At 73.5% G+C, this 2,063-nt stretch carries 1 protein-coding gene and 1 pseudogene; both read right to left on the bottom strand.

Annotation, left to right across the window (positions count from 1 at the left end; translation table 11 throughout):
- Positions 1 to 438 (bottom strand): annotated as a pseudogene (locus GT045_RS39620) (N-acetylmuramoyl-L-alanine amidase); the annotation flags it as partial.
- A 306-nt stretch (positions 439 to 744) separates the two neighbouring features.
- On the bottom strand, positions 745 to 2,063 hold a 1,319-nt coding region (locus GT045_RS11910), incomplete at its 5' end, for a M1 family metallopeptidase (RefSeq protein WP_161334133.1).

Raw genomic sequence — 2,063 nt, 5'->3', positions numbered from 1 at the left:
GGCTCCCGCGCCCGGCCCCGTGGCTCCCGCGCCCGGCCCGGCTCCCGCGCCCGGCCCCGTGGCTCCCGCGCCCGGCCCGGCTCCCGCGCCCGGCCCCGTGGCTCCCGCGCCCGGCCCGGCTCCCGCGCCCGGCCCCGTGGCTCCCGCGCCCGGCCCGGCTCCCGCGCCCGGCCCCGCCGCTCCCGCACTCGGCAGGGCGTGCACGCCGTCCGGTGTCGACGGTTCGGCCGACTGCGCCGGGGACCGGACGAGGTCGGTGTCCAGCAGGTGCATGGGCCCGAAGCCCCCCGAGACGCTGGGGGCGCCCGGGTGCGAGTCCCAGCGCGACTGCATGTACGCCACGCTCATGAGGACACTGCGCGGCACATGGAACTCGCGCGCGGCGTCGGTGAAGGCGTTTTGCAGGCGCCGGTCGGACGGATCGTCGGCGCCGGACATCGGGAGGATCAGCAGCGGTGGCAACAGAGCCGCCCCCGCGATCACACAGGCCGTCAGGCGGCATCTCCGGATGGCTCCGGGGATATGTGCAGAAACATTTCTTCTCATCGCAGAGGCTCTCCCAACCACGCTCGTTCGCAACCAGGACAAAGGAGCTGCCCGCCGTGCCACCCCACGTACGTTTCCGTGCCGCGAGCGCCGTGTCGTGGCGAGCGTCACCGGGGTGGACCAGCCGCCCCGCAGAGGCCACCCGGTCGGCGGCAGTGACTCGGCTGCCCGGGGCAACCAAACCCGCCGCCCGCGGGCTCAGTCCTCCACCGGGTCCACCTGCCAGTCGGGATGCCCGGGCATGGGCGGGGTGTGCGCCCCGTACAGCCACGGGGTGAGGAACGGTTCCAGGTCCTCGCCCGCGACCCGGGACGCGAGCGCGACGAAGTCCCGCGTGCCGGCCGCGCGGCCCCGGAAGGTGGTCACCCAGGCGCGCTCGATCCGGCCGAAGACCTCCTCGCCGACCTTCTCCCGCAGCGCGTACAGCACAAGTGCCGAGCCGTCGTACCGCATCACCTTGAACAGCGTCGCCTCGGTCGGCTCGGCCGGTGCTCCGTCGTCGTGCCGCCATTGGTCGTGCTGTTCGTATGCCGCCCGCATCGCCGACTCCAGGCTCACGCCGCCGTGCTCGTCGGAGTACAGGCGTTCGTAGAAACGGGCATGACCCTCGCTCAGCCACAGGTCGGACCAGCGCCGGACGGCCACGCTGTCACCCGTCCAGTGGTGGGCCAGCTCGTGGACGAGATTGCGTTCGGCGTCGACCCGGTCGCCCAGCAGGTCGTCCCGGGGCACGACGGAGAGGGACTGGGTCTCCAGCGCCACCGGCAGGTCGGTGTCCCCGACCAGCACTCCGTAGCGGCGGAACGGATACGGACCGAGCCGCTGCTCCAGCCAGGACAGGTGCTGCGGAGTCAGTGCGCGGTACTCCTCGGTGTCCTCGGCCAGGCCGTCCGGAACCGCGTCCCGGACGGGCAGCCCGTGGGGGCCCCGGCTGTCGGCGAAGGTGAACTTCCCGATGGCGAGCTGGACCAGCTGCGCCGCGATCGGCTGCTCGGAGTCGTACGTCCACCGGACGCGGCCGTCCGGGCGCCGTACGGTGCCGACGAGCCGGCCGTTGGCCACCGCGCTCAGTCCCGCCGGTGTGGTGATCCGGAAGGTGACGGGTGCCCGCAGACTCGGGTGGTCGTTCGCCGGGAAGATCATTCTGGCCCCGTCGGGCTGCGCGCAGACCACGGTGCCGTCCGGTGTCGGCACCCAGCCGTAGTCCTGGATCGCGTCGTCGCGGTGGCGTCGTTGCGTCGGGTCGGCGGTGTAGGTGACGCGCACGGCGAACGTACGGCCACGCGGGATGGGCTTCGCCGGGGTGACGACGAGTTCGTCCCCGTCGCGTCGGACGGTGGCCGGCGTGCCGTCCACGGTCACGTGGTGCAGCACGTTGCCCGCGAAGTCGAGGTCGAAGCGGGACAGCGCCTGCGTGGCGGTGGCGCTGATGGTGGCGCCGGCCTCGAACGGCGTCCGTGGCGCCCGCCAGTCGAAGTCGAGCGTGTAACGCCGGACCGTGTAGCCGCCGTTGCCCG

The organism is Streptomyces sp. SID486 (assembly GCF_009865385.1).
Classification (GTDB): domain Bacteria; phylum Actinomycetota; class Actinomycetes; order Streptomycetales; family Streptomycetaceae; genus Streptomyces.
The sequence above is the reverse complement of the archived record's forward strand: the minus strand, read 5'-3'. Positions and strand labels throughout refer to the sequence as shown.